We start from the raw sequence: 25,619 nt of genomic DNA, 5'->3' as shown, positions 1-25,619 counted from the left end.
AGGAGGAAAGATTAATCATGTATAAGGTATTAGTAACGGACGGAATTAGCAGCACAGGTTTACAAAGTTTAATGGACCATCCCAATTTTATAGTGGAAAGGCAGCCAACTCTGCCAGTCGAGGAACTAAAAACCATTATCGGTGAATATGACGCTATGATTGTGAGAAGTCAAACAAAGGTTACCGAGGAACTTTTAGAATCAGCAGGGAACCTTCGGGTGATCGCTCGCGCAGGTGTTGGTGTTGATAATATTGACGTTAACGCCGCTACTCGCAAAGGGATTATTGTTATTAACGCACCTGGCGCCAATACGATCGCAGCAACCGAGCACACTTTGGCGATGATGCTTTCACTAGCACGAAAAATTCCACAAGCCCACTTAAAAACTACTTCTGGAGAATGGGACCGCAATTCCTTTAAGGGTGTAGAATTATATAAAAAGACACTTGGTGTTGTAGGGATGGGAAAAATCGGTACTGAAGTCGCCAAACGTGCTAAAGGCTTTGGCATGCATATTTTGGGATTTGACCCATATTTGACTGAAGACCGTGCCAAAAAACTGGGCATTACGAAAGCAAGCCTAGATTTGATTGCGGAGGAAGCTGATTTTATCACGATTCACACACCATTAACGAATGACACTCGCGGCATTATTAATGATGAATTTTTAAGCCGTACTAAAAAAGGCGTACGTTTTGTCAACTGTGCCCGTGGTGGAATTATTGATGAAAAAGCATTGGTACGTGCCATTCAATCCGGCCATGTCGCCGGGGCCGCCCTTGATGTTTTTGAAAAAGAACCAGTAGCGGATCCAGAATTATTGCAAAATCCAAATATTATCGTCACTCCACACCTTGGTGCTTCCACTGTTGAGGCACAAGAAAAGGTTGCTCAGGAGGTAAGCGCAGAAATCATTGAAATCTTTGAGACACAATCCATTCAAAATGCAGTCAACATGCCACAAATGTCCGGTGAGGCACAGGCAAAACTGCAGCCATATTTGCTGCTAGGCGATCAAATTGGACAATTAGCTGTGCAATTATTAAGGAAAAAAGCGCCTACGAAAATTGAAGTCAATTACTTTGGCGACTTAGTGGATGAAGATACGAAACTATTAACTCGCACCATTTTGCGTGGCATTCTTTCCTATCATTTAAGTGATTCTGTTAATTTAATTAACGTATTGCACTTATTGAAAGAGCAAGGTGTAACGTACAATGTCGCGAAAAATCCTAGCAATAAGGGCTTTGCTAACTATATCGAGCTAGTTGTTACACATAAGGAAGAGACGGCAAAGATCGGTGCTACCGTATTAAATGGCTACGGCGCGAGGATTGTAAAAATCAATCAATACCGCATTGACGTGAAGCCTGAGAAGCATTTGCTATATATTAAGCACCAGGACGTTCCGGGTATGATCGGTAAAGTAGGATCATTATTAGGCAATTACCTGATTAATATCGGAACAATGCAGGTTGGTCGAACAGAGGTTGGCGGAGAAGCGATCATGGTATTGACGCTAGATAAAACCTTGAATGCGGATGTAATCACTGACCTAACGATGATTGAAGGTTTAGATGAAGCACGCTTACTGGAGTTGAGCAACGTGGACTCTTTTGATGCAGATCGTGTTGAGCCGCAGAAGGTGGAAAGCAGGTAATTTAATAGAATCAGATTGGGGGACGCCTTGGTTGGGCGTTCCTTTTTTTGGGGGCGGGGTGTATGGGTGTGGAATCTATCATAACGACCTAGGAACTCCTATTTTGGCTTAGGTGGGCTTTATGGGGCCTTCATAACGAACTTGATACTACTTTTTTGGCTTCGGCGGGCTTTATGACGCCTTCATAACGACCTTAACCAAAATCGTCTCTATGAATACAAAATTACTCTATTTTTAGCTAAAAGGCAGTAATTGGCTACTGAGGTTTCGTCATCTTAACTTTTCAAGTCGACTAGATAGCATATTGGCGACCGTTCAGCTGTTAATTTCTATCACACAGTCTCCAAGAGACCCTATTGGCAACCCTTTCTCCTCTTCTATCAATAAAACAGTCGCCAAGAACCCTCATTGGCGACCCTTCTCCTGCTTATTTCAATCACATAGTCTCCAAGAGACCCCGCAAATCTACCACTGAATCTAATATATAATCTGCACCGTTCTCCTCAAATTCACTTCTGGCATCTTGTCCGGACAGACCGGTTAATACTGCAGCAAATTTACTTCCCAACTGTCGTGCAGCTAAAAGATCAGCTAATGAATCGCCGACAATTAAAACAGAATTACCATTGTCAATCGGGAGCTTAGTTTCCAGACACTCTTTAACCGTTGCTTTCTTTTCTTTAAGCCCCATAATATAAGTGAACGGATGTGGCTTGGATAGAGAGCTACATTTTGGAATTGCTTGTTCTGCTTTTAAGACATCATCTGCCGTTACAATTCTATTTTGGTCAAAGTATGGCAGCCATTTTAAGTGTTTGAATGGCTCAATTGTTTCCAATTCAGGTCTTCCTGTGCCGATCCCAATTTGAATTCCTGAAGCAATCAGGAATTCAAACAGCCCGGCAATATCCTGCTTAGGTGCAAGGGTGGTCTCATTGGCAAGAAACCCTGCCTTCCCAGTTTGCACTGAAGGATTCCCTGTTGAAGCGACGATATTATCATCCCCAACATACCATTCCTGTGACACATGCTCACATACAAACCAAAGATCACCTTTTTCAAAGCTGGTTGTTTTTACTCCAAGCTTCTCCCCTGCCAATTCATTTAAATAGTTTAGGAGTTCCTGCTTTACAGCATTTGTACGTCCAAATTCCGTTAAAAATAACTCAAAATCCAGCTCAACCTGATAATGGCTAAGTACATGACCTATTTCTAATAATACTTCACGATTGATCGGTACCTGGCACCATCTCGCTACTTTTTCCATTTCCTTATCCTTGATTTGGGATAGCAGGTGGATGAGTTGATGAGTGAAAGATAGGTAAATCATGTCCCAGTTGGCGTTAAGGCCACGGGATTTCATGAGTTTAAGGACCTTGTCGTTAACAAATACTTGGTTTCGAATGTTTAGAATTTCGTCCTCGTTGTAGGTGGTTTTAAAGTTTTTAGGGGCAAGAGCTAGGTAATTGCGGCTAGTGAGCATTTCCCAAACAGTGAGAGCGGAGGCATCGAAGTACCGTTCTTCACTTAGGAGCACCCCGTCTACGTCAAATAAAATTGTTTTAAACAATTTCTACTCCTCCTTTTCTATATATACTTTTACACGTTATCGTACCACAGCAAACACCTTTAATAAAAGAAAATCGTTCAATTCGTTTGACATTTTAAACAGGGTGTTTTATCACATGGCAAAAAGGCCCTCCCACCTGAAAATGAAGACCAGAAAAAGCTTGTGCAAAAAAGTTTTGTTAACGCATGGATATTTATATTTAAGTCGTGACATGGGCTTTAATAATAAGGAAGATGTCTTAAAAGCTCATTGATATAGAACCGGGGGATCATGCTTCTATCGATACCTGAGTGATTCAAAAAAGCAATCAAAGAAGCCGTGCAAGACCCCTTTTTGCACGGCTTTCTTCCTATTTAAATATCTAATCCGATTGAAATATATTTTACCTCTAAAAACTCTTCAATTCCGTGTCCGCCTTCGCGTCCTAAACCACTCTCTTTATATCCGCCGAACGGTGCTTGTGCAACTGATGGAAGAGCATCATTCAAACCAACGATTCCATATTCCAGCTGTTCAGTGATTCTAAATGATCTGCTTAGGTTTTCCGTATAGACATAAGCAGCTAAGCCAAACTGGGAATTATTAGCACGTTCGATTACTTCTTCCTCTGTTTTAAACGTTGCAATTGGAGCAAGTGGACCGAAGATTTCGTCCCTCATACACTCCATGTCATCATTAATGTCCGTTAAAATTGTTGGAGCATGGAAATAGCCATTGTCATGAGCAGGTGCTAGTCCTGAATAGGCCACTTTACCACCTTTTTCAAGCGCATCCTTTAAAAGAGCTTCAACCTTTGACTTGGCTGATTGATCGATTAATGGACCGATATCAGTTCCTTCTTCCAAGCCATTTCCGACCTTCATTTTTTCCAATTCGGCTTGGAACAGTTTTACGAACTCATCCTTTACTCCCTCTTGGACATAAATACGATTCGTACAAATACATGTTTGTCCCGCATTACGGAATTTTGATTGAACCAGACCGGCCGCAGCTTTTTCTAAATTAGCATCATCCATAACAATAAATGGAGCATTACCGCCAAGCTCAAGCGACACTTTCTTCACCGTTTCAGCCGCTCCGCGCATTAGCGTTTTACCTACTTCTGTTGATCCTGTAAACGTAATTTTTGTTACGCGCGGATCCTTTAACCAAGTATCACCGATCTCTGATGATCTTCCTGTGATGACGTTAAGAACACCAGCTGGTAATCCTGCTTCATGGGCCAATTCAGCCATTTTTAAAGCAGTTAATGGTGTTTGATTCGCTGGTTTTACAACACAAGTACAGCCTGCAGCTAATGCCGGACCAACCTTGCGTGTAATCATAGCCGCTGGGAAATTCCAAGGAGTAATCGCCGCTACTACCCCCACAGGCTCTTTTCTTATTAAAATCCTTTTATTTGGGACAGATGCTGGGACAGTTTCACCGTATACACGTTTCCCTTCTTCAGCGAACCAGGAAATAAAGCTGTTGGCATAAATTACTTCTCCAAGTGCTTCTTTTAACGGTTTACCTTGTTCCATTGTCATGATTTTGGCAATTTCAAGCTTATGCTCATCAATCAAATGATACCATTTCATTAGGATATCGAAACGCTCGCCTGCCGTCTTTTTCGACCAAGTTTTAAAGGCTTCATGGGCAGCATCAACAGCTTTTTCCGCTTCATAAGCACCACCGGTTGGAACTGCCCCTAATACTTCCTGTGTCGCAGGATTAGTAACTTCGGTAAAAACTTCATAATCGTTGCCAACCCATTTTCCATCAAGATACATTGGATAGATTTGATATTTTTGCTTTACTGAATCCATGCCCCTACCTCCCTGACGCTACTGCAGAATCATTCAAAAATACAGCTTCAAAGGCTTCCTCTAAAATGTGTAACCCTTCCTCTAACTGTTCGTCTGTGATGGTTAATGGCATGAGCAAACGAATAACGTTGCCGTATAGCCCCGCACTTAATAACATCAGTCCGCGCTCCCCGGCCGCTTTAACAATTTTTGAAACGGCTTCTTTATCAGGAGTTTTTGACTGACGATCCTTAACAAGTTCCATGGCAACCATCGCACCAAGACCGCGTACATCTCCGATTGCCTCAAAGCGCTCTGCTAACAGCTGCATTTTTTCAATAGATCTTGCTCCAATCTTTTCAGCACGCTCATTAAGGTTTTCACTCTCGATTATATCCAGTACAGCAAGGGCAGCACGGCAGCCTAATGGACTTCCAGAATAAGTTCCGCCAATTTCTCCAACATTTGCTGCATCCATAATTTCAGTGCGGCCAATGACGCCACTAATCGGTACACCAGCACCCATTGATTTGGAAATCGTCATTAAGTCCGGTACAACGCCAAAATGTTCAATTGCGAAGTTTTTGCCTGTACGTGCGAAACCAGTTTGAATCTCATCTGCAACAAATACGATGCCATGTTTTGTACAGATCTCTCTTACCTTCTGAACAAAGGCGATATCAGGCACGATAAAGCCTCCCTCACCTTGCACCGGCTCCATTACAATGGCTGCAATTGTTTCAGGTGCAACTTCAGCAAGGAAGAATGTTTCCAATTGTTCAATAATCATGTCGCTATATTGCTGTTCAGTCAATCCATCCGGACGACGGTAAGTATAAGGGTATGGTGCTTTATAAACCTCTGGAGCAAATGGTCCAAATTCAAATTTGTATGGCTTTACCTTACTGGTCATCGTCATAGTCATTAACGTTCTGCCATGGAAGCCTCTTGTAAATGATATGACCCCTTGACGATTCGTATACTTTTTAGCAAATTTAACTGCATTTTCAACAGCCTCAGCGCCGCTGTTAAAAAAGGCAACCTGCTTATCATGATCGCCAGGTGCGAGCTTGGCAAGTCTTTCAGCAAGTGTAATATACGAATCATACATCATCACATTGAAACCAGGATGGATAAAATCACTGGTTTGTTCTTGAATAGCCTTTACCACCTTTGGATGGGAATGCCCGACGTTTAGTGTTCCAATAGCACCAGCAAAATCAATATAGATATTACCGTCAACGTCTTCAACAAGGGCCCCTTGTGCTTTTTTTATAAAAGATTGACAGTTATTGCTGATTGATTTAGGTACATACTTATTTCTTCGTTCTAAAATTTCCTTTGACTTAGGACCAGGTATTTCAGTTTGAAGCTTAACAAATTTCTTTTCCACTTTCATGCTCCCTCTCTTCGTGTAATTACAAAATTTAGATGAGAAGCAACCGACAAAAAATTGCCGATTGCTTTTTCAGATAAGGATTAGGCTTTAATGTTACTTAAAACATCTTTAAAGATGCTGACTACTTTATCAACTTCTTCGTAGCTGATGGTTAAAGCTGGCTCAATACGAATGGTTTTTGAATTGATTAATGTACCTGCAACAAGAACGCCATGATCGAACATACCTTTGGAAACATCATAGCCGATTTCATCTTTATGGAATTCGATACCGATCATCAAGCCTTGACCACGGATTTCTTGAACTAGATCTTCGTGACCTTCAGAAGCCTTTTTCAATTCATTTAAGAAGTACTCACCGACAACAGCAGCTCTTTCTGGAAGGTTTTCTTCTATTAAAACACCAATTGTTGCGATAGCAGCCGCACAAGCTAGTGGGTTACCACCGAAAGTGGTTGTATGCATGAACGGATTTTCGAACCAGCTCTTGAATACTTCCTCACGAGCAACAATGGCACCAGCAGGCATTACCCCGCCGCCAAACGCTTTTGCCAAACAGATGATATCAGGAACAACATCATATAATTCAGCAGCAAACATTTTACCAGTACGGCCCATACCAGTTTGTACTTCGTCAAAAATCAATAATGCGCCATATTGGTCACAAAGCTCACGAACTTGCTTTAAGTAACCGTCTGGAGGAAGAATGATACCGCCTTCACCTTGGATTGGTTCAATGATAACAGCTGCAACATCTTCACCAACTGAAGCACATACTTCAAAGGTTTTGCTCATCATGTCGATATCGCCAAATGGAACGTGACGGAAACCAGGAATTAATGGAAGGAATGGCTTACGGAACATGCCCTTTGCTGTACCAGATAATGAACCAAGACTTTTTCCATGGAATGCACGAGTAGTAGAAATAAACGTTGTTCTCTCACCGTACATTTTTGCAAGTTTAAGAGCTGCTTCAACACTCTCAGTACCACTATTTGTAAAGAATGCATATTTTAAATCTCCAGGTGTAATATCACCTAAAATTTTTGCTAACATAGCACGAAGTGGATCTAATAAGTCCTGGCTATGAAGGGCTTGACGCTTCAACTGATCTGTTACTGCTTTTACTACTTTAGGATTACGGTGTCCAACGTTGTAAATTCCGAATCCGCCTAAACAGTCGATATATTCCTTACCATTTACATCTTTAAAGCAAGCTCCATTATCAGACCATTCAACTGCGGCGAATTGGCCACCCTCTGTAACCGTTTTACGATAAGCAAGGAATCCAGGGTTTACGTTCTCGCGGAAACCATCAACTGTTTCCTTCGTAATCCAGGCAGCTTCCTCCTCAGTAACTTCTTCCTTTTCAATTAAACCTAATACTTTATTAATATATTCAGTTACCTGTTTCTTTTGTTCTGTCTTTGTCTCACTTGTAAAATCGATACTCATAGTAATCTTCTCCCTTATGTTTATATTAGTTTGAAAACCAACCAATTGGTTCAACTTGTAAGTTAATATTGATTTGTTTAATTTCTTGGAATTCATCAAGACCGAATGTTCCTAGGCTGCGGCCGATTCCACTTTGCTTGTATCCGCCCCATGGTGCTTCATTATAAGTTGGATGGTAAGCATTGATCCAAGTGATTCCTGAACGAATCTTCTTAATCACACGCATGGCTTTGGCGCCATCATTTGAAAATACTCCGCCGGCTAAGCCGTAAACTGTATCATTTGCCAGTTTAATAGCTTCTTCTTCATCCTTAAATTTTTGGATACAGACAACCGGTCCAAAGATTTCCTCTTGAACAATTCTCATATCTTGCTTCACATCAACGAATACAGTTGGTTCAACGAAGAACCCTTTATCCAATCCGTTAGTAGTAATGCGATTACCACCGCATGCAACAGTAGCTCCTTCTTGCTTTCCAAGGTCAATGTAATAGAGAACTTTTTCCATATGCTGTTGGCTTACTAGAGGTCCCATTTCGGTTTCAGGGTCATTTCCTGGACCAACCTTGATTTGTTTTGCTCTTTCCACATAACGCTCAACAAATTGATCGTAGATACTTTCTTCTACTAGGATTCTTGAGCCGGAGGAGCAAACCTGACCAGATCCGGCAAAGATACCGAATAATGCATAATCGACAGCGGTTTCAAAATCAGCGTCAGCGAAGATAATGTTAGGTGATTTGCCGCCTAATTCTAAAGAAACCTTTTTCATGGTATCCGCAGCAGTTTTCATGATTTGCTTTCCTGTTTTCGTACCGCCAGTGAAGGAAACCATATCTACCTCTGGATGTGCAGAAATTTCATGTCCCACAACTGGACCAGCGCCCATAACCATGTTCGCCACACCTTTTGGCAGCCCAACCTCTTCAAAAATTTCAAAGAGTTTCATAGGAGTTACCGGTGTTACTTCAGAAGGTTTATAGACAATTGTATTTCCGGCAGCAAGAGCAGGAGCGATTTTCCAAACACTCATTAACATTGGGTAGTTCCAAGGAACAATCAAACCACATACGCCGACTGGTTCACGAACAACCATTGCTTGCATTGGATCAGCAACATGGTAAGTTTGGCCGTCAGGATTTCTAATCAATCCGGCATAATAACGGAAACAGGAAGCGGCATCAGCCATGTCAAATCCAGCTTCTCTTAAAGGCTTTCCATTATCTTGTGTTTCCAGCTGTGTTAACTCTTCGGCTCTTTCATCTATTTTGTCAGCAATTTTTAATAGATAGGAGGCTCTTTCCTGTGCGGACAGATCAGACCAAACACCGTCATCGAAGGCTTTCCGAGCTGCATAGATTGCTGCACGTGCATCTGCAACGGTTCCTTCAGGTGCATAGGCGATTACTTCACCATTTGCAGGATTAATGACTGGGCGTGTTTCCATATTTTCTGAATCGCGCCACTCACCATCAATATACATCTTCAGGTTGATCACTTGATTTTTCACTTCGACCATTAATCAATTCCTCCTTTGAATTAGCTGTTGGAATAAATCCAAATGCTTATTTTTGAAATGCCTTGCATCCTCCGTCTAGAGATCAGCAGGCTGATTTCCCTTATTAATTACTAATGCAAGAACTGTGCCAAAATTAAAATATCTCTGGAATACGTTGTCGACGTATAGATCTTGTTGTTTCGACAAAATTCTTATTCAAATTTGCATAACATTATTATTATTTGCATAATTATCAAAATATTAGAAAAAGGCCATTTCAGATGATAGAATTCTGAAACGGCCTCTAGGTTAGATTGGCATATTTTCTATTTTTATATTTTTTTCCGTTAGTATTTTTTGATATTTCCTACTAACAGATGATTGACTGATTCCTAAAGCTTTTGCAGCCTTAGTGGTCGTTTTATACTGATTCATAGCCATGACGATCAATTGTTCTTCAACATGCTCAATGGCTTCCTGGAGCGGAATGACCCGTGTAATCACAGGCTTCATCTTTTTATTTTCAAAGCCCAAGGATAAAAATTGACTGACGAACTCGGCATCAATAGCCTGATGATCGGCGGTTACTACTAATCTTTCAATAATATTTTGTAGTTCCCTGACATTACCTGGCCATGGATAGAATTCTAGTACATTTACGGCATCAGGAGTTAAATGATAATTACGTTCATATTTTTCATTTAACTGCTGAAGAAAATGAAAGGCCAGCAGCGAAATATCCTCTGTCCGTTCCCTTAACGGAGGTATGCTAATCGGAATAACATTCAAACGATAGAATAAATCTTCGCGGAATCGTCCTTCCTCCACCATTTTTTCCAACTTTTTATTTGTGGCTGCAATAATTTGGACATCCACCTTAAACGATGTGGTACTACCTACAGGAATTACCTCTTGCTCCTGGAGTACTCTTAAAAGTTTAACCTGCAAGTGCATTGGCATTTCTCCGATTTCATCAAGAAAGAGAATACCTCCATCTGCCTGCTTAAAATAGCCATCCTTGCCGTTTTTATCAGCGCCAGTAAATGCTCCTTTTGCATAACCAAATAATTCACTTTCCAATAAATTTTCAGGAATCGCGCCGCAATTCAATTTTAGAAACGGTTTGTCAGAACGTTTTCCCAACTGATGAATGGCCTGGGCAATGACTTCTTTTCCGACACCGGATTCACCATGAAGCAAAACGGTAGATGAAAAATCAGCAATTTTCTTCACCTGATTCATAATTTTTTCCATCTTTGGGCTGCAATAAATCATCTTTTTCAGGAACCGATCTTTGCTCTTAAAATCATCCAGTTCTTTCTTATATTGCTCGGAAATTTTTCTGATTTCATGCAATTCAGTTTTTAAACGAGATGTTTCGGTTATATCCCGCGAGGCAATAATAATTCGGTCGAGTTCGTGCTTATCATCAAATACCGGATTGCCGACAGCAAGAATTTTTCTCCCTGTTCTCGTTTCCTGTACTACGGAAACTTTTTTACCCTTTTCCCTGACAAGTCTCGTAACAGAAGGTGTAAATAATCCTTGGTCCTCTAATTCTAGTATATTTTTTCCAAGCAACTCTTTTAAATCAACATGCCAGAATTCCTGAATAATATTTTCACTGTATCGAATTAACTCGCCTTTTGCATTAACAACTAGAATTTCATCGTAAATACTCGATAATATGGCATTTAAATCCTTATTTAAATCCTTGATATGCTCAATTTCCATCGCCATTTCTTCAACCATTGGCAAGTCCTGTACGATGATGACAACCCCTTCAATCTCATCATCATAGCCAAAAAACGGGCTGTAATCTACGAGTACACCATTTCCATTGTTAAATTCCAAATTGTTGAGAATTGTCTTGCCGTTCGTAAATACTTGATCAATTTTTTCACGATTAAAAATAGCCTCACCAGGCAAATTTAAAACGTTTTCAACAGTAGAGCGAATCATTTTTAATCCGGAATCATTACAATTAATAATCCGGCGCTCTCGATCCAAAACGAATATGCCCATTGGAATCGACGCCAGCATAATTTTCAGCAAATCTAGGCCTTTATTTTCCTGCTTAAACATCTCTGCTAAAATATCTTCTCTTCTAATGTAGCCAGCAATTTTCTTATCCTCACCTTTTATAAAAGCAAAAGGTTCACCGATAATCTGAAATAGTGAAGGTAGAGCAATTTGCTGACTAAGGCGGCAAATGCCATCTAATGATTTAGAATGTTCAAGCAAGAAATCTATTGAAAAATTTTCATTCTCCAGAGTCTGACGAAGATGTTCGTTCCATACTATATAAGCAAATAGCTGATCCTGTCTTTCTAAGAATATAAAGGGTTCTTTATTGTTGTTTAGAGTCGACTCTAAAACGCCTTCTTTATCTAGATTGACTGATATAATCGGCTTTATTTTTTCCATTGCGACAAAAAACATTGTCTCATCCCCCTTAATTCCTATCACTCTTATACTATCACTTTTTTCAGAATAATAAAAACAAAAGAACACCAAAAAAGAAGATGTCACCCATCTTCTTTTTTTTAGGTTATTTTAGTCGCTTCCGGTTACAAATAGATCCTCTTTAATATACGCTAAAACCATTCCAGGAATGACGTAATCGCCTTCTTGCACCTCTAATGATTCGACCTCGCCGCTCACTCCCGTCTGAACCACTTCTTCATGACCTTCCTCAGATTTAATCACAAATAATGTTTCCCATTCATAGATTCTTGCATCTCTTTCGATGGAGATTTTCTCAATCTTCCCATAGCAAGGACTCGTAACCACTCCAAAGTACAAATAGATCACCTCTGTCGTTCATTTTAATATTGTTCGTGAAATGGACGGGGCTGTAAAACCATACTAAAGAATTCCTGAAACTCCGGTATGTCCACTTGCTCAATACCTAGTTTTTGCGCCCAGTGGTCATCAGCATAGGTGTCATCTTGACAGAGCAAAACCATATTGCCCGTTTGAATTGAAGTCACCATTGCTTTGCCAAAAAAGTGATCTGAATATCCAATTGTTAAGTCATAGCGATGATTATTCGAAATTAGGCAAAAATAGTGCAACAATTGCTTTTCCTTTTGCTCTGTTAAAATATCTAACTTCATCCATTCATTCCTCCTCTTAATAAATCAATATTTCAACCATCCTCTTAGCCTTGAAGTTTCTGCTAACTTTTGAATTCCTTCGATATAGGCGGCAATTTTCATATTGACATTGTATTTTTTCGCAGTGTTATATACATTTTTAAAACTAGTTTCTATTTTTTCTTTTAAACGTTCATCCACAAGTTCTTCTGTCCAGTAATAGCCTTGGTTGTTTTGGCACCATTCGAAGTAAGAAACGATTACACCGCCGGAATTGGCAAGTATATCTGGAACAACGAGAATATCACGATCATCTAGCATTGTTAACGCGTCCTTCGTTGTTGGGCCATTTGCTGCTTCGATCACAATCTGACAGTTGATACGATCCGCATTATGTTTATTGATAACACCGGAGATCGCTGCCGGAATTAATATATCGCATTCTTTTTCCAATAATTCTTGATTAGAAATCGAGTTGTTAAAACGGTTAGAAACAATGCCGAAAGAATCGCGGCTTTCTAGTAGGTACGGAACGTCGAGACCGTTTTCATCGTATATGCCACCCAAGACATCACCAACACCGATAACTTTTGCCCCTAATTCATATAAGTACCCTGCTAAATAACTACCGACGTTACCAAAGCCTTGAATAATAACGCGAGTATCTTTTAAATTCATCTTTCTTAATTCACAAACCTTTTGCAGTGTATACAATACACCTTTAGAAGTAGCGGTTTCTCTTCCTTTTGATCCACCAAGAGCAATCGGTTTACCTGTGATAAATCCTGGAGAATCGAATTCACGAATATGGTCATATTCATCAAGCATCCATGCCATGATTTGCGAGTTTGTGTACATATCTGGAGCTGGGATATCTTTTGTAGGACCAACCAGTTGACTTACCGCTCTTACATAACCTCTGCTCAAACGTTCCAACTCGTCCATACTCATTTTACGAGGATCACAAATGATTCCACCTTTTGCTCCGCCGTACGGTAGATCTGTGATACCACATTTTAGGCTCATCCAACCTGCCAATGCTTTTACTTCTTCCGGAGTTACATCTGGATGGAAGCGAATTCCACCTTTTGTTGGACCAGCTGCATCGTTATGTTGAGCACGATATCCTTCAAAAATTTGTACCTCACCATTATCCATGCGAACCGGAATACTTACCTCCAAAAATCTCATCGGCTTCTTTAAGAATTCAAATACCTGCGGTGGATAGTTCAGAATCTCAACTGCTTCTTTCAGTGTTTCTTGGAATTCAAGTAATGAATTATCTTTTTCCTTTACAACTTCATTTTTCTTTTGATTCAGAGAATCAATCGCCATTTTAATAACACCTCATTTTTTGTAGTTATTAAAGGTATAAGCAAGTTTCGTGCCAACATTAAAAAACCGTTAAAATAAACGGTTCTTAATTTTTCATGAAAGCGATTTTATGAAAATTTGGTGAATTTATTCAGAATTGCATAATTTCCTGTAAGCGTTTACAAATATGAGATGATACGGTTTTTTTATGATTAGCGACTGTAGGACTGATTTTTTCATATATGGATCGCCTTGGAGCATCATTGGCGACCGATGGAATGGGCTCCTTCTATTTCTGGTCGCCTAGAAGACCCGTTGGCGACCCTTTCAAAGATAAAACCAGATGAATAGTCGTTAATGACTAACCATTACGACCTGTCTTATTAAAATCTCTTTCTCATGGTCGTTATGAACTCTCTATAACGACCTTCCCTTTTTATTTCTCCGACTCACGGTAGTTATGAACTCTCTATAACGACCTTTCCTTTTTATTTCTCCGACTCATGGTCGTTATGAACTCCCTATAACGACCTTTCCTTTTTATTTCTCTGACTCCCGGTCGTTATGAACTCCCTATACGACCTTTCCTTTTTATTTCTCTGACTCGCGGTCGTTATGAACTCACCATATTGACTCAATCATTAGGAAATAATTCCATTCACTTCACAATAAAAAAGCATTTCAGAAAAATGTAGTGCCTATCCTAAAACAGACACAAAAAAACGCATCCCCGTAAGAATGCGTTTTCTTAAATCTTTAAGCTTCCTCAGCTTTAAACTGTGGAGGTGCCACTTTGAATGCTTTTGTTAGGTAAAGCAGGTAAATAAATCCGAGCGAGAACCAAGCTATTCCCATAATCAGAGAGCTCTTTTCGAGATTCACCCACAGGACCCCTACAGTAGCAGCACCGATTAATGGCAATAGAACGTAGTTAATAAATCCTTTTGGTGTTTTATGCATTCTATTCCGAACCGCATAATGATTAATGACGGACAAATTAACGAACGTAAAGGCCATTAAGGCACCAAAATTGATTAAAGATGTAGCTGTTACTAAATCAAAGAAATAGGCTGATAACGAGATGACTCCTACAAATAAGACGTTAAACGCAGGAGTTCGGTATTTTGGGTGTACATAGGCAAACCATTTTTCCGGGAATACTTGATCACGGCCCATAACATATAAAAGACGTGATACACTCGCATGAGAAGCCAGCCCTGATGCAAGGGTGTTAATAAATGTTGTACAAAGAAAAATTGATTGGAACAGTTTACCGCCAACATATAAAGCAATCTCTGGAAGTGCTGCATCGGGATTTTTAAACCGAGAAATATCAGGGAAAAATAATTGAATAAAGAAGGATGTGGTGATAAAAATAATCCCGCCCCATAAAGCTGTTAACAGAATAGCTTTGGGAATTGTTTTTTCCGGATTTGGCGTTTCTTCTGACAACGTGGTAACAGCATCAAAGCCTAGGAATGAAAAGCAGAGAACCGTTGCCCCAGTAACCAGTAATGGTAAACTCATCCCTTCTTTAAAGAACGGTTGAATACTAAAAACAGTACCCGTCCCTTCTCCACCATTCAACCCCTTCACAACCAAGATAATAAATACGATCATAATCAAGATCTGTACACCGACAAACAATGTATTAAAATTTGCCAGGATATTTACGCTTCTTAAATTAAGGTAAGTAACAATACCTACAAAACCTATAACCCAAATAAGATCAGGAACCGATGGAAATAATGCATTTAAATATAGTTTTGTTAATAAAGCGTTTACCATTGGCAAAAATAAATAATCTAGTAAAGACGACCAGCCGACAAGAAATCCTAAGCGACGGCTAATAGCTTTTTGAGTGTACGTATAGGCTGAACCGGCCTGCGGAAACACTTTGACAAGTTGACCATAACTTAATGCTGTAAATAACATGCCAACCAAGGCAATAATATATGCTGTTGGGACATGACCTTTTGTCAATCCCGAAACAATTCCAAAAGTATCAAACACCACCATTGGTGTCATATAGGCCAAACCCATGATGACAACCTGCCAAAGTTTTAACGATCTTTTCAGCTTTACGCCATTTTCCACGTATCATTCCCCCTTGTATGTTTTAAAGCGTTTTCAAACCTTGAATACCCCTTTGTATTTGAGAAATTTCTTATTCCTCCCTTTTTGAAAAATTCAATAAATTTTACATGCAATTATTATGCCAAACAGAGATTTCCACAAAATCCACCATATAAAATAAGAAAATTCAACAAAATAAGCAGATGTAGAAAATTCAGAATTATTCAATTGTGCATATTCTATTCCGTTTTAAATAAATATTTGGTATTACTTATTATATATACAGCTAATTTTCTGCATTTTTTTGAATTGGCATACTACTTGCATATCAAATATATGTAATACGTAATACTAATGACAAGCGGGGGATTTAAAAATGAAATATCCATTATCACCTGATGTAAAACCTGAATTTTGTACTACTGGAACCTTTATGAGATTGCCTTCCAACAGAGAAAAGGCAAAATTAGCAATTGTGGGAGTACCATTTGATACGGCAGCTTCCTTCCGTGTTGGGGCTCGCTTTGCTCCACAAGCGATTCGTCAAGCTTCCATGACTTTATTTCCATATCATCCCATTCATAAAGTTTATCCATTCGATGACTGTAATGCAATCGATATAGGTGATGTCTCCGTCATCCCACACAATATCCATCGCAGCTATGAAATCATTGAAAAAGCGATGACAGAATTAATGGAACAAGGCATTACACCAATTGGCATCGGCGGAGACCATTCCGTAACCTTAGCCAACCTTCGTGCTGCAGCTAAAGTTCACGGCCCTGTTGCGATGATCCATTTTGACTCACATACAGATACTTGGGATACTTATTATGATGAAAAATATTGGCACGGTTCTCCATTCATTCGTGCATTTGAGGAAAACCTGCTTATTCCGAATAAGGTGTTCCAAATCGGCATCCGCGGTACTTTGAATCATCCTGGGGACATTGATGCAAGCACAGATCTTGGCTACCAGGTGATAACAACACCTGAGTTAAAACAACGCGGATATCAAGATGTGATTAGAGAAATGAAAGAAACCATCGGGGACACACCATGTTTCCTTACCTTTGATATTGATTTTGTTGATCCATCTTGCGCCCCTGGTACTGGAACACTTGAAGTTGGCGGCCCAAGCAGCTTTGAAACCCTGCAAATGATTCGTGCCCTAACTGATTTTAACTTTATTGGCTACGATTTAGTCGAAGTATTGCCACCCTATGATCCAACACAAATTACATCTTTATTAGCAGCAACCATTATTCATGATTTTGCCAGCCTTGCTGCATTAAAATTAAAACGGGAAGCTCACGTATAAAAAAAGCCGATTCCAAACTTATTGGAATCGGCCTTTTTATGTTAATTACTTTGGAACACTTAATGTAGTGTGACTATTAATCACAGTTTTCTTATGAAGCCATTCATAGATGATAGGAATGATAATAAAGCTATTAAGGGTTGATGTCACCATTCCTCCAATGACTACAATTCCAAGTGTTTGAGAAATAACGGTATCGGCATTATGTGAAAACGCCAGTGGCAACAAAGTCAATATTGTTGCAGCTGCTGTCATTAAAATAGGTCTGATCCTTGAAAGACTTCCATTTAAAATAGCTTCTTTTACAGGCATTCCCTCCCGTCGATTTCTTTCAATTTTATCAATCAACACAATACCATTTGTTACAACAATGCCAGTCAGCATCAAAACCCCAATTAGAGCAGCTAAATTCCATTCACCATGGAATAAAATCAATGCTATGACTACACCGCTTAAAGCAAGCGGGATACTTAAAAGAACTGATAATGGTGCCCGCCAGCCTTTAAAAATCGCAGAGGTAATCAGTAAGACCAATAGAATGGAAAAGGCAACGGCAACAGACATATCAAAAATCATTTGTTTTACTTGTTCAGAAATTCCACCTAATGAGTACGTCACATCTTTAGGAAAATTCATTTTACTTAAAGCTTTCTCCGCTTGAACTGACACTTTACTGATGTCATTTGATGTAATCTGTGCTGTCACAAGGGAGAATGGTTGACCATCCCTTTCACTTATGGAGGATGAAGACAGATCTTTTTCTATCTTGGCTATTTGGTCAAAACGGACCAGTTGTCCATTCATACCCATTAGCGTTTCAGCACCCAGAGATGATAAGACATCATTCGGAGTGGCATTTAACGTAATCGTTGAATTTGCTCCTGTTGCGATTTGATCCAGATATTGGTCAACAGGAAGTGCTTTATGATCGACCGTAATCATAGAATCTTTGGAAGCTGACATATAACGATTGATTACTGTTAAAATATCCGCAACTTGTACCCCTTTTGCTTGAATCGCTGTTTGGTCAAATGTCACCTTATACTTTGGTGAACCATTGGTTAAATCCACTTTTCCATCGACACTCAAGCCCCGGATCTTCGATAATTTTGCTCTCGTTTCTTGGGCCACTTGATCCAACGTTGCTTGATCTGAACCTGTAAACAAGATTCTCATTTGCGAATCATCACCGGAAATGTTCTGGCTTGTTACTGTATAAATGACATTATTAGATAATGTCGGTAGCTGTTTTTGCAATTGTTTTATAACCGGATCAACATCCTTGGCATTTTTCAGCACAACTGAAAGGTTTGCAACATTTGGATAAGTGATAAAACCACCACCTTGATCAAACACGTCATCACTTTGTGGTGTCATTGTCGAACCGAAATTGGCCGAATAGGCTGTGATCTTAGAATTTTGTTTTAATGACTCTTCAATTTTTTGAACTTCAGAATCTACTTGAATTAATGTACTTCCCTTAGGCAACTCTGCTTTAATAGCAATCTGTCCTATTTTTCCACTTGGTAATAAACTTACTGGAAGAAATGCTGAATAGACCCCTGCTCCTATAAAAACTAATATTGAAACAATAATCATTGCCTTTTTGTGTTTAAAGGCCGATAGCAAAATCGGTTTCATTTTTGAATCAAGTTTGACTGTTTGTTTTTCTACATTTCCGCCTTTCCAGCCCATAAAAGCAAGAGCTGGAATGACAAGCATCGCTACAAAGAATGAGATAACTAGGGCAATGACAACCGACCAGGCAAATCCGCTATAGGATGCACTGATAATCCCGCCAACAAACGCAATTGGTATATACACTGCAATAGTCGTTAGGGTGGAGCCTAATATCGCAGGAATCATTTCAACTACAGATGAGGCAAGAATGGAGAGTAGATGTTTATCCTTCGATTCTTCTCGCTTTCGATACATGTTATCCAAAATAACAATCGAGTCATCGACAATACGCCCCATCGCAACTATCAAACCGGATACCGTTAAAATGTTTAACGTGATCCCCATGGATTTTAAGAAAGCGGTGGTCGCCAACAAGGAAATCGGTAGCGAAATCGCGATTAATAATGTCGATCTTACATTTCGGAAAAAGAAGAACACACATATCATAGAGAATAAACAACCCAGCAAACCTTCACGAACTAATCCGAAAAGAGAACTGTTTAATTCTTTTTCCCGATCAAGTAACACCTGGAAGGAAACATCTTTTGGATTGATCGTGTCCAAGTGAAGATGAGCAACACGATCTTTTACTTTGTTAGCAACATCTGTAATATTGGCGGAAGGCGTCTTAATCACATTTAATGTGACACTCGGTGCTCCATTCGTCCGAGAAATAGTTTTTACATCATTTAAGGAATGAGTAATGGTCCCAAACGCTGAAACCGGAATGAGTTTTCCTTCCTTATTCTTAATTGTAACGTTCTCCATTTGCTGCACCGTTAATGACAGTCCATCAAACGATACAGGTATCGATAATTGGTTGTTCAAAATATTCCCCTGTGGCAAGGATGGAACAGCCAAAGCAAACGACTTATTCACATCATCCAAGGTTAATCCGTTTTTCACCAGGTCTTTCAAACGGACGGTTAATACATAGCCATCTTTTGCTCCTCCAAAAATGGATACATCGGCTACACCTGGAACAGATTTTAATTGTTTTACAATTTCCTGGGTAGCGGTAGAGCGTAATGTTGGTTCATCCAATTTCGAACTGGTAACACTATAGGTTAGAATTGGAAATGAACTTGTTGTTAGTCGTGTTACTAGGGGCGTGCTTGTAATGGTTGGCGGAAAATCTGCATTCGCCAATGCTTTGTTTACCTGATCTTCTGCTAGTTTCATGTCAGTATTCATGGAAAAATACAAACTCATAAATAACCCGCCATCATAAGAAGTGGTTTCAACATTGGACAACCCATCCACTGCTTTAACAGCACTTGCCAGATTGTCGGTAACCTGTTGTTTCACCTGTGCTGCTTGATAGCCTGGCACTCTCATACTTACCGAGAGAGTCGTATTAGTGATTCCCGGCAAATAATCTCGCTGCATTTGGAAAGCAGAAATACCTCCCCATGCCAAAATAATGACAACACAAACAATCATCAAAATACCTCTTTGCATAGTTGCCTCTATTAATTTTTTCATGATATCCCTCCTCATATATTTTCTAAAAATCAACTTCAAAACTGGATATCTTAACTATAGAGAAGGAACTTGTACGAAATCTGAATAAAACATTAATAATTCATTAAGATGAAAAATTCATTTGAAGAACGTGATACATTATTAATAGAAAGGAATGAGGGTGAAATGAAAAAACATATTCTGATCATCGAGGATGAAGCTCAAATTGCCCGTGTCTTAAAAATGGAATTGGAGTATGAAGGGTATCAAGTAACGGTGCAGCATGACGGTATTACCGGCTTGGATGCAGCCTTGCATACTGAGATTGACCTGATTTTATTAGATATGATGCTGCCCGGAATAAGCGGAATGGAAGTGCTGAGAAGGTTTAGAAAAGAAAACAGCGTCATTCCAGTTATTCTGTTAACAGCTCGGAATACAACATTGGACAAGGTAGCAGGGCTAGATCATGGTGCAAATGATTATGTAACAAAACCTTTTGAAATAGAAGAGTTATTAGCCAGGATTCGAGCGTGCATCCGGAATCATCCTATAGGTGGAAATCCTAATGAGGACGCATCCTTATTAACTGTTCAGGATCTCCTCATCAATATGGATACAAGAGAAGTGAAAAGGAGCGGAAAGCTAATCGCTTTAACGCCAAAAGAGTATGATTTCCTAGTTTACCTAGTTATGAACAAAAATAAAATTGCTACACGTGAGAATATTATTATTAATGTCTGGGGTTACGAGTACGAGGGTGAAACGAACGTCATTGATGTTTTTATACGACATTTAAGAAAAAAAATAGATGAAGGTTTTTCAGAACCATTAATTACAACTATCAGAGGCATCGGCTTTACGATAAAGGAGAAGAAGGATGAAGATCACTACAAAAATTAATCTTCTAACCACCGCTTGGATGCTAATCATATTAATTCTTATTAACTTTGCCGTCTTCTTCTTATTTATGAAAACGACTGTAAATATGGAAGTGAATATGCTTTCTCAAAAGGCTGAAGAGGTTTTGGAAGGGCTCGATAAAAATCAGGAGCCATCCGATACAGAAGGAATATTAAAAGAATATTTAGCAGAACATTCCTACATTCGAGTTATTCAGCAAAAGGATCAAATCCTTTATGAAGTAACGAATGATCATTTACTCTCTAAAAAGATTAAAGGAAAATATACAACAAATAAACAATCCCAAACACGTTTAATTTCTGCTGAAAAGGGAGAGGAACAAGTATTGGTCGTACGTATGCCAATCAATAAAAGTACTAGTTTAGAGATTGGTGAACGATTACAGGGCCTAGAAGCAAGAAAGGAAATTCTTCGAGTTATCTTAATATCATGTACAGTAATAGCTGCCTTGTTATCCTTGCTGGGAGGAAGATGGCTCGCCAACATCATTATGAGGCCGATTTCGAATATGATTCATACGATGGAGGAAATTGAAAAGAGCGGTATTCCAAAGACCATCACCATTCAGAATAATACGAAAGATGAACTTCAGATGATGGCAAGTACGTTTAATCGGATGATAGGAAAACTGCAAATCAATATGGAAAAACAAAACCAGTTTGTCTCTGATGCCTCCCATGAATTAAAAACACCTTTAACCGTTATAAAGAGCTATGCCAATTTACTAAGAAGGCACGGTATAGAAAACGAACAATTAGCTAATGAAGCAATCACCGCGATTCATGCGGAGGCAACCAGAATTCAGAAAATGACTGAGACATTTTTAGACTTGGCCGCTTTAGAAAATGAAACTGTTTTAGAACTTGACCAAATAAATTTAGTAGCTTTATGCCAAAGTACTTTAAAACAACTTAAAGATGTCTATCATCGAGAAATAACATTTTACTATGAAGAAAACCCAATTACAATTTGGGCAGATGAGTTAAAAATTAAACAGGTGATCATTATATTACTTGATAACGCAATGAAATACAGTAATGACAAGATACAAGTATTTTTAGAAAAAAATAAACAACGTGCTATATTCCGTGTAAAAGATACTGGAATCGGTATACCTCGGGACGAAATTCAACATATTTTTGAGCGTTTTTACCGGATAGATAAGGCCAGGAGCAGAGAAACGGGAGGAACCGGTCTAGGATTAAATATTGCCAAAAGTATCATGAAGCTGCATAAAGGGGAAATTAAAGTTACAAGTAAAGAAGGTGAAGGAACAGAAGTTTCATTATTCTTTCCTTTATAAGAGAAAAAGCTAATCCATGTGGATTAGCTTTCACAATTTATGCGCATATTACTACTATTGATTTATTTTGCAAACCGATGATTCCCAATCGTTACGGTTACGGGGCGTGATAAAATCCATTTACTTGAAGTGATTTTTGGATTGTAAAAGTACAATGAGCCACTTCCCTGTCCGCTAAATGCTAAAGCTTCATTTACAGCACGCTTTGATTCTACATCAGACTGCTGATTAATCGTTCCATTTTGGACTGGTGTAAAAGCATAGTGTCCACTGTCAATTTGATAGATGACACCATGAACAGTTGAAGGGAAAGAGGGATTTTTTAGACGGTTTAAAATGACTGTTGCGACCGCAACTTTACCTGCATACGGCTCCCCAACCGCCTCGGCACGAACAAGACGGGCAATTAGATCCTTGTCAGCATCAGAAATAGTAGAATTCGGGATTACTAGATTTTGCCCAGCATATAGAGCTGAACTTGTTGCATGGTTGGCATCCATTAAATTTCGAATCGGGACACCAAACTTTGCTGCTATTTTCCAATAGGTTTCACCCGTATTAACTTTATAAGTAGATGTTGCTGCCTCTGTTTGGACATTTAACGTAAAAGACGATATCGATAACATCAATCCAGCTGCAATGACCAGTTTTTTTAATTTATTCATTTAATAACCTCCTAGATTCGCATCGCGGTTTCTCTAGTACCAAGGCTATCAGCTGTAACATACTTATTCACCGCCCAAAAAGTGGAAGGCGTTTTTCCCCCTTACATGCCCCTTGTTATAAAAGGACTTTTTTAACATATGGAAAAAAGGTCCATCAAAGTCCTCCTTCCTGTTAGTGGAAATATATGAAAAATTAGGAGCAAATTTTACAATATATCAACTGCTGTCATAATCCTTTTCACTAATTTGTCAACATTTTCCTCAAAAGCAGCTAGGATTTCACTGGCACAAAGGTAATAATATAATAAGAAACAAAAAAAGGAGGATTTTCGATCATGGAAAATCAATTAGTCAACATTTTGAATAAGCAAATTGCCAACTGGTCCGTGTTATATGTAAAATTACATAACTACCACTGGTACGTAAAAGGCGGTCAATTTTTCACATTACATGTAAAGTTTGAAGAGTTCTATAATGAAGCTGCTTTACATATTGATGAGCTTGCTGAAAGATTATTAGCAATCGGCGGAAATCCTGTTGCTACAATGAAGGAAAGTCTTGCACTTTCTTCTATTCAAGAAGCAAACGGTGCTGAAACAGCTGATGAAATGGTGCAATCCATTATAAATGATTTCTCCATTATTATTGGTGAATTAAAAGAAGGAATGGGTATTGCCGGGGACTTAGGTGATGAAACAACAGGAGATATGCTGCTGGCGGTTCACTCCGGCCTGGAAAAGCATGTATGGATGCTTAAAGCCTTCCTTGGAAAATCAGTTTAGAATAAATCTTTTCAAGTCCAACTTTTACGGTTGGACTTTTTTATATATAATTTTTTTAGGAGGTGATAAAATTAATGAGTAAACATGAAGTTATAGTCTATAGCAGCAATGGCTGTGCCTACTGCGAAAAAGTTAAAGCCTTTTTAAAAGAACATGGAATTGAATTTGAGGAGCGAAATGCATCAATACATAAGGAATATATGGATCAACTAATAGAGAGGAAAATTTATGCTACTCCGGCAACCTTTATAGATGGAAATTTAGTATTAGGATTTCAGGAGAAGAAATTAAACAAATTGCTTGGATCTACAATCGAGTAGAGGGAAAATAAGCTGACTTATTTTCTCCCCTCTCACAACACCGTATTCTTTTGAAACATCTATACCGAATTTGGTTGAGGTTTCAAGGATCAGATAACTCGTTTCAACTCAACATAACAGCTTTCATTTTCGGGTTTTAGTAATCAGTGTAATTGCTTGATAGCAATTCTCCTATTTCGTGCTCTAGCACCTATAAGGAAACGTTTCGCGCAGTGTAATCCTTCATAATCTCTTCTACATCTTAATATAACTTCAATCGCTAACCGATAATAACCCGTTGTGTCATCTTTGTAAAAGCATATCGACGTGAGGGATATTATCTTCTAAATATGTTTCGGATATGGTTTGAAAACCAAAGGAACTATAGAATTTTCTTAAATAATCTTGGGCTTGAATTTTAACATTTGTTTCTTTTAATTCGTTTAGGATAAAATCTAGCCCTTTTCTTAAAAGTTCCTCTGCAATTCCTTGTCCCCTGTATTCTTTCTTCACAAAGACTCTTCCAATAGAAATTTCTCGATAGGAAACACCTGCAGGTACAATCCTTAAATATGCAATGATTTCTCCATTGTCTTCTTTAAAAAGATGATATGAAAAAGGATCTTTACCATCAACTTCTAGGTAAGGACAATTTTGTTCAACCACAAAAACTAAGGTTCTTTCTTTTAAAAGATTGTATAGTTCAATATTTGTTAACTCGTTAAATTTTTTCAAATTCCAACTCATAAAATTTCACCTCTTGTTTTTTGTTGCAAGTGCAATAAACTTTATATCATCAGTAATTTCTTTTGTTTCCTTTTTTAACAAATTCCCAATCAACTTCAACATTTTTTCTCACTCTTTGAAGAAGATTAAAAATAATCTCCACTTCCACTTCTGTAAACCCATCTAAGGCAACCATATTGGAATGATCATTTTCTCTTTTTATGAAAGGATAGACATTCTTGCCTTTCTCTGTTGGAAAAAGTTTTTTTATTTTTTTGTTATGTTCATCATCTTTCTTATCAATGAATCCACTTATCTCCAGTTTCTTTATAGCACGTGCTGCTGTAGTTCGGTCAACCTTTATCATCTCAGCTAATTTTTCTTGAATAATTCCAGGGTTTTCACATATTCGTACAAGGTACAAATACTGCCCTTTTGTGAGGTCATATTCTTTAAATTCCATATTACTAATAGAATCTAATGCCCTTGCAATCATTCCAATTTCACGAAGGATTTCTTTCATAATTAACTCCTTAACTAATTTTTGTTGCAAATACAATAAAAAGTCTTAAATTAAAAATAACTTATTATTGTTGTA

At 38.7% G+C, this 25,619-nt stretch carries 20 protein-coding genes; 6 read left to right on the top strand and 14 right to left on the bottom strand.

All coding sequences use genetic code 11. From position 1 onward, the window contains the following. Positions 1 to 17: 17 nt before the first annotated feature. Positions 18 to 1,661 (top strand): phosphoglycerate dehydrogenase, encoded by a 1,644-nt coding sequence (gene serA / locus ACI3K6_RS11320; RefSeq protein WP_435554905.1) that lies wholly within the window; start codon positions 18 to 20, stop codon positions 1,659 to 1,661. A gap of 436 nt (positions 1,662 to 2,097) precedes the next feature. On the opposite strand, the gene ACI3K6_RS11315 is transcribed toward serA, so the two are convergent. The 10 genes from ACI3K6_RS11315 to ACI3K6_RS11270 all read right to left on the bottom strand — a co-directional run bounded on the left by ACI3K6_RS11315 (position 2,098) and on the right by ACI3K6_RS11270 (position 15,878). Beyond that, positions 2,098 to 3,231, bottom strand: coding sequence for an HAD family hydrolase (locus ACI3K6_RS11315; protein ID WP_435554904.1), 1,134 nt, complete (start codon positions 3,229 to 3,231; stop codon positions 2,098 to 2,100). 353 nt (positions 3,232 to 3,584) lie between these two features. Then, the gene (locus tag ACI3K6_RS11310) at positions 3,585 to 5,003 is read right to left on the bottom strand and encodes an NAD-dependent succinate-semialdehyde dehydrogenase (protein ID WP_335474628.1); all 1,419 of its coding nucleotides are present in this window, start codon (positions 5,001 to 5,003) and stop codon (positions 3,585 to 3,587) included. Between the two features lie 40 nt (positions 5,004 to 5,043). Then, complete coding sequence (gene gabT / locus ACI3K6_RS11305; RefSeq protein ID WP_435554903.1) at positions 5,044 to 6,411, bottom strand: 4-aminobutyrate--2-oxoglutarate transaminase; 1,368 nt, start codon at positions 6,409 to 6,411, stop codon at positions 5,044 to 5,046. Positions 6,412 to 6,497: 86 nt separating this feature from the next. Then, entirely contained in the window at positions 6,498 to 7,871 is a 1,374-nt protein-coding gene (locus tag ACI3K6_RS11300; protein ID WP_435554902.1) for a putrescine aminotransferase, read from the bottom strand. A gap of 25 nt (positions 7,872 to 7,896) precedes the next feature. Continuing rightward, entirely contained in the window at positions 7,897 to 9,369 is a 1,473-nt protein-coding gene (locus ACI3K6_RS11295; RefSeq protein ID WP_435554937.1) for an aldehyde dehydrogenase family protein, read from the bottom strand. Between the two features lie 309 nt (positions 9,370 to 9,678). After that, positions 9,679 to 11,811 carry a sigma 54-interacting transcriptional regulator gene (locus ACI3K6_RS11290; RefSeq protein WP_435554901.1) on the bottom strand — a complete coding sequence of 711 codons (2,133 nt, stop codon included), beginning with the start codon at positions 11,809 to 11,811 and terminating at the stop codon, positions 9,679 to 9,681. 114 nt (positions 11,812 to 11,925) lie between these two features. Continuing rightward, a complete protein-coding gene (locus ACI3K6_RS11285; protein ID WP_335474616.1) occupies positions 11,926 to 12,174 on the bottom strand; it encodes a biotin/lipoyl attachment domain-containing protein in 249 nt (82 codons plus the stop codon). Between the two features lie 23 nt (positions 12,175 to 12,197). After that, complete coding sequence (locus ACI3K6_RS11280; protein ID WP_335474614.1) at positions 12,198 to 12,488, bottom strand: SAV0927 family protein; 291 nt, start codon at positions 12,486 to 12,488, stop codon at positions 12,198 to 12,200. Between the two features lie 24 nt (positions 12,489 to 12,512). Next, on the bottom strand, positions 12,513 to 13,802 hold the full coding sequence (locus tag ACI3K6_RS11275) for a Glu/Leu/Phe/Val family dehydrogenase (RefSeq protein WP_435554900.1): 1,290 nt from the start codon (positions 13,800 to 13,802) through the stop codon (positions 12,513 to 12,515). Positions 13,803 to 14,537: 735 nt separating this feature from the next. Continuing rightward, positions 14,538 to 15,878 carry an APC family permease gene (locus tag ACI3K6_RS11270; protein WP_435554899.1) on the bottom strand — a complete coding sequence of 447 codons (1,341 nt, stop codon included), beginning with the start codon at positions 15,876 to 15,878 and terminating at the stop codon, positions 14,538 to 14,540. 355 nt (positions 15,879 to 16,233) lie between these two features. On the opposite strand from ACI3K6_RS11270, the gene speB reads away from it, so the two are divergent. Continuing rightward, positions 16,234 to 17,178, top strand: a complete 945-nt coding sequence (speB, locus tag ACI3K6_RS11265; RefSeq protein WP_335474607.1) for an agmatinase — start codon at positions 16,234 to 16,236, stop codon at positions 17,176 to 17,178. Between the two features lie 45 nt (positions 17,179 to 17,223). On the opposite strand, the gene ACI3K6_RS11260 is transcribed toward speB, so the two are convergent. After that, positions 17,224 to 20,343, bottom strand: a complete 3,120-nt coding sequence (locus ACI3K6_RS11260) for an efflux RND transporter permease subunit (RefSeq protein ID WP_435554898.1) — start codon at positions 20,341 to 20,343, stop codon at positions 17,224 to 17,226. 165 nt (positions 20,344 to 20,508) lie between these two features. Between ACI3K6_RS11260 and ACI3K6_RS11255 the strand changes: the two genes are divergently transcribed. Then, positions 20,509 to 21,225, top strand: a complete 717-nt coding sequence (locus ACI3K6_RS11255; RefSeq protein WP_435554897.1) for a response regulator transcription factor — start codon at positions 20,509 to 20,511, stop codon at positions 21,223 to 21,225. After that, entirely contained in the window at positions 21,203 to 22,549 is a 1,347-nt protein-coding gene (locus ACI3K6_RS11250) for a sensor histidine kinase (RefSeq protein WP_435554896.1), read from the top strand. Before ACI3K6_RS11255 ends, ACI3K6_RS11250 begins: the two co-directional genes overlap by 23 nt. Before the next feature lie 62 nt (positions 22,550 to 22,611). Here the strand turns inward: ACI3K6_RS11250 and ACI3K6_RS11245 are convergent, their stop codons facing one another. Further along, positions 22,612 to 23,214 (bottom strand): cell wall hydrolase, encoded by a 603-nt coding sequence (locus ACI3K6_RS11245; protein ID WP_435554895.1) that lies wholly within the window; start codon positions 23,212 to 23,214, stop codon positions 22,612 to 22,614. A 335-nt stretch (positions 23,215 to 23,549) separates the two neighbouring features. On the opposite strand from ACI3K6_RS11245, the gene ACI3K6_RS11240 reads away from it, so the two are divergent. Together ACI3K6_RS11240 and ACI3K6_RS11235 are read left to right on the top strand one after the other, a co-directional pair. Further along, entirely contained in the window at positions 23,550 to 23,996 is a 447-nt protein-coding gene (locus tag ACI3K6_RS11240) for a Dps family protein (RefSeq protein ID WP_435554894.1), read from the top strand. Between the two features lie 74 nt (positions 23,997 to 24,070). After that, on the top strand, positions 24,071 to 24,316 hold the full coding sequence (locus ACI3K6_RS11235; protein ID WP_435554893.1) for a glutaredoxin family protein: 246 nt from the start codon (positions 24,071 to 24,073) through the stop codon (positions 24,314 to 24,316). A gap of 282 nt (positions 24,317 to 24,598) precedes the next feature. On the opposite strand, the gene ACI3K6_RS11230 is transcribed toward ACI3K6_RS11235, so the two are convergent. Together ACI3K6_RS11230 and ACI3K6_RS11225 are read right to left on the bottom strand one after the other, a co-directional pair. Next, positions 24,599 to 25,042, bottom strand: a complete 444-nt coding sequence (locus ACI3K6_RS11230; protein ID WP_435554892.1) for a GNAT family N-acetyltransferase — start codon at positions 25,040 to 25,042, stop codon at positions 24,599 to 24,601. A gap of 49 nt (positions 25,043 to 25,091) precedes the next feature. Continuing rightward, positions 25,092 to 25,544, bottom strand: coding sequence for a MarR family winged helix-turn-helix transcriptional regulator (locus ACI3K6_RS11225; protein WP_435554891.1), 453 nt, complete (start codon positions 25,542 to 25,544; stop codon positions 25,092 to 25,094). Positions 25,545 to 25,619 lie beyond the last annotated feature (75 nt).

The organism is Neobacillus solisequens (genome assembly GCF_051233465.1).
Taxonomy (GTDB): domain Bacteria; phylum Bacillota; class Bacilli; order Bacillales; family Cytobacillaceae; genus Neobacillus.
This window is presented reverse-complemented; position numbering and strand designations above follow the sequence as displayed.